Source organism: Terriglobia bacterium (assembly GCA_035712365.1).
Taxonomy (GTDB): domain Bacteria; phylum Acidobacteriota; class Terriglobia; order UBA7540; family UBA7540; genus SCRD01.
In genome coordinates, this window is record DASTAW010000045.1 from 1 (window position 1) to 2582 (window position 2582).

The 2582-nt window shown below is 59.0% G+C and carries 2 protein-coding genes; both read left to right on the forward strand.

Annotated features, from left to right (window positions below):
- Positions 1-2110 (forward strand): hypothetical protein (locus VFQ24_13740; GenBank protein ID HET9179414.1); only part of this gene is annotated, 2110 nt, incomplete at its 5' end.
- Between the two features lie 181 nt (positions 2111-2291).
- A partial coding sequence (locus VFQ24_13745; GenBank protein ID HET9179415.1) for a serine/threonine-protein kinase occupies positions 2292-2582 on the forward strand: 291 nt, incomplete at its 3' end.

Below are 2582 nucleotides of genomic sequence, written 5' to 3' on the forward strand. Positions count from 1 at the left end.
GGCTACCGGCCACCAGGCGTTCAGCGGCGAAACCACGGCGGTGATTTTTCACAAGATTCTTGCCGAAGATCCAGCGCCGGTCACTCGGCTCGACCCGGACCTGCCGCCTGAGCTGGATCGAATCATCACCAAGTGCCTGGAAAAAGATCGCGATCTTCGCTGCCAGTCGGCAGCCGAAATCCGCGCCGACTTGAAGCGCCTGAAGCGCGACACGGGCCCGGGGCATTCAGCATCTGTAGCGCCGGGCTTCAGCCCGGCACAATCACTGGATGCCGACCCTTCGCTTCGCTCAGGGCAAGCTCTGAAGGTCGGCGCTACGCCTTCGCAACACGGCAGTTCCGATTCGCAGGTGGTCGCCGCCCTGATCAAACGGCACAAGAAAGCCTTGTTCGGGATCGTCGCCGCGACACTCATCGCGATCGCCGCGCTTGCCTACGTATTTCGCCCCACGCTTCCGCCGCCCAGCGTGTCAGGCTATGTCCAGCTCACCAACGACGGGCTTCCTAAGCGCCTGGTGGGGACAGACGGATCGCGGTTGTACCTGATTCGTCAAATCGCGGGGAGCGCGTTCGCTATCGGCCAGGTATCAGCAGCCGGTGGCGAGGTGGCGCCGATTCCTCTTCCATCTCCCGCCAATATGTGGCTCTTCAGCGTTTCGCCCAACGGCTCGGACCTGCTCCTTGCGGATTTGCCAGGCGATTCCCCGGACGGGCCGCTCTGGGCCTTGCCTATCCTCGGAGGTCCTGCAAAACGATTGGCGGAGCTGCAGGGCCACAACGGTGCATGGTCTCCGGATGAGAGGAATCTTGTTTATGCAAATGGGAACGACCTATACATCGCGAACGGGGATGGAACGGGCTCCCGCAAACTTGTTTCCCTGGATGGGCCGGCCTGGTACGACCTTGCATGGTCGCCGAACGGGGGCGAGATTCGTTTTACCCTCTACGACCCCAAGTTGCACATCGCTTCAATCTGGCAGGTTGCCGTGGACGGCCGAAACCTTCATCAAATTCTGCCCGGCTGGCACACAAGTTCCGGTGAGTGTTGCGGCCAATGGACGGCGGATGGCAGATATTTCGTTTTCGATGGCTTAACCGAATTGGGGCCCCAGCCCAACCAGATCTGGGCCATGCGTGAAGCGGGAAGCTTTCTGCGAAAGGTCAGCCATCCGCCGGTAGAGTTGACCTCAGGAACTGTTTCATATGACTACCCGCTGCCGGGCAAAGACGGCAAGAAACTGTATGCTGTGGCGGGGCTTGGCCGGGGAGAGTTGCAGCGCTTTGACGTAAGGTCCCACCAATTTGTACCTTTCCTCTCAGGCATTTCAGCCTGCTGCACGAGCTTCTCGCGCGACCATCAATGGGTGACTTACGTCAGTTATCCTGAGGGGAACCTATGGCGGGCGAAAGCGGACGGCAGCCAGCCACTTCAGCTTACCAATTCCCCGATGTACGCAGCTTTCCCTCGCTGGTCTCCTGACGGCAAGAGCATTGCCTTTATGGGTGCATTGCCGAACAAGCCATTCCAAATCTATATCGTTGCTGCAGCAACCGGCACGCCCAAAGAAGCGATGGAAAGCGAGCATAATCAAATCGCTCCAACCTGGTCGCCCGACGGGACATCGCTTATCTTCAGCAGCGAGCCGTGGGAAAGCGGAACAGGCGCCGCCGCTGTTTACGAGTTGAACCTGAAAACGCAGAAGGAGACGAAGCTGCCTGGTTCCGACGGACTTTTCGCCCCACGCTGGTCGTCCGATGGGCTTTACGTAGCGGCCACGACGATCGACATGAAGAGACTCATGCTGTTTGATTTCACAACTCAGAAGTGGAGCGAGCTGACGGCCCTGGCTCAGCAAGCCTGGCTGGAATGGTCGCGTGACAGCCAACATGTCTTTTTCTGGGGGCAGACGGCCGATGGAGAACCCGGAATCTACCGGGTAGGCATCAGCAATCATAAGGTCGACGAGATCGTCAGCCTGAAGGACTTCCACCAGGCGTCCGCACCGCTAGGAGGCATTGGCTGGGTAGGTCTCGCACCGGACGATTCTCCACTGCTGGTGAAAGACACCGGCACGCAGGATATTGTTTCCATGGATTGGCACGAGCCGTAGTTGAGCCTGCGTTGATTCCACGCTCAAAGTGCTAAATTATTTTGGACGGCGGGGCGCCCGGGCAGGTGACTCGCTACGATTCCGGCCATATTTTCTGGTTTGAGATTTCGCGCGACGTAAGGCTCGCCCTCGCGCGCGAGTCGAAGTCAAGCGACGCAGTGCTGATCAGGAACTTCCAGTGATGAACGAAAAGGTTTCCCATTATCGTGTGCTCGAAAAGCTCGGCGGCGGAGGGATGGGTGTGGTGTATAAAGCCGAAGACACCACGCTGGGGCGGTTTGTGGCGCTGAAGTTCCTGCCGGAAGAATTCTCTAAAGACCCGCAAAAGCTGGAGCGCTTCCAGCGCGAAGCTCGCGCCGCTGCGGCGTTGAACCACCCCAACATCTGCACGATATACGAGGTGGGCGAGCACGAGGGACGGCCCTTCATCGCCATGGAACTGCTGGAAGGCCAGACGCTGAAGGACCGATTG